Source organism: Burkholderia sp. BCC1977, assembly GCF_905339595.1.
In the GTDB taxonomy this organism is placed as follows: Bacteria; Pseudomonadota; Gammaproteobacteria; order Burkholderiales; family Burkholderiaceae; genus Burkholderia.
Genome location: NZ_CAJPGQ010000135.1, coordinates 1 through 1,357, shown reverse-complemented (window position 1 = coordinate 1,357; position 1,357 = coordinate 1). Strand labels below are relative to the sequence as shown.

Below are 1,357 nucleotides of genomic sequence, written 5' to 3'. Positions count from 1 at the left end.
TTAATTGTAGCAGCTAAGTTGTAATCTATGGCCAGCCCGAATTTTGCAACCCCTGGTTCTGACGTTTTTGGCTTGCGCAAATCTATCCGGAATCTGAGGTTACGCCTCGTTCCACGATGAAAACCGCACCGGTCGATCCTCAAAATGTCGGCAGCTGCTGGGAGCTGTACAACTTGTCAGGTTCTTCGTCCGGTCGCTGTGCCGTTGGATCATCAGAGTTACAGCAGTCGCAAAACCTGGTGGGACAAAATTTCAAGCACGACACCCGAGCGATGGATCGTACGCGGCGTGCTTGGTCAGTACAGCCCAAGCGATTCGAGCGAGCTTGTTGGCGACCGCGCACGCCACCACGTTCGAATGGCGTCGTGTGAGCATCGATCGAATCCACTCGCCAAGCCCATCGGTTCGCAGCGCCACTCGCTGGATGACGGCTCGCGCACATTGGACCAACAGGTGACGCAGATGCTTGTCACCTCGCTTGCTGATTCCATACAAAACGTTGCGGCCTCCGGTGCTGTGTTGCTTGGGAACTAGGCCGATCGACGCAGCAAAGTTGCGCCCGCCTTCATACTGACTAACGTTCCCGATCTCGGACGCGAGAAGACTTGCCGTGACGACACCGATCCCGGGAATCGACAGTAGCCGGGCCGCATTTTCGTCCTCGCGTAACTGCAACGTCAGATCCTTGTCGATGTCATGGACCTGCTGATCCAGATATCGGTAGTGTTCGTGCAATCGGTGCAGCAGCTCGGCCAGTCGAGATGGCAACTCATTGGCGCCCAAGGCATCGGATATGCGATTCAATACAGCTTTGGATGTTGGCAGAGTGATGCCGAATTCCAGAAGAATGCCGTGAATTCGATTGATGGTGGCCGTGCGCTCAACGACGAGTCCCTCTCGAACCCGATGCAACGCAGCAAGTGTTTGCTGTGCCTCTGAGCGAGGTGCTACAAAGCGCATGGAGGGTCGCGCCGCAGCCTCGCAGATCGCTTCGGCGTCGATGTAGTCGTTTTTGTTGCTCTTCACAAAGGGGCGGACATACTGAGGCGAAATGAGCCTGGCTGCATGTCCCATGGCGATCAATTGACGTGCCAGCCAATGGGATCCCGCGCAGGCTTCCATGACAACCGTCACGGCCTTCAGATTTCCGAAGAACGGCAGGAGCTGGGCGCGCGTCAGCCTCTTGTGAAATACCTCGTGACCTTTCACGTCTTGCGCATGCAGATGAAACACATGCTTGCCCAAATCGATACCGATCAGCGTGATCTCGTTCATGGCGCTCTCCTCTACCGTGGACCGAACTTCCTATCGTAGAACGGTCGCGGGGATCGGGCTGGCCATTTCATTATGTCCGCTT

At 55.9% G+C, this 1,357-nt stretch carries 1 protein-coding gene; it reads right to left on the bottom strand.

Going from position 1 to position 1,357, the window contains the following annotated elements; translation table 11 throughout:
- Window positions 1-252 precede the first annotated feature (252 nt).
- Window positions 253-1,275, bottom strand: a complete 1,023-nt coding sequence (locus tag U5771_RS35070; RefSeq protein WP_322028166.1) for an IS110 family transposase — start codon at window positions 1,273-1,275, stop codon at window positions 253-255.
- Between the last annotated feature and the right edge of the window lie 82 nt (window positions 1,276-1,357).

What these genes read in the sequence shown, in the direction of transcription:
- U5771_RS35070 (WP_322028166.1), bottom strand. Translation starts at nt 1,275, where the DNA reads ATGAACGAGATCACGCTGATCGGTATCGATTTGGGCAAGCATGTGTTT.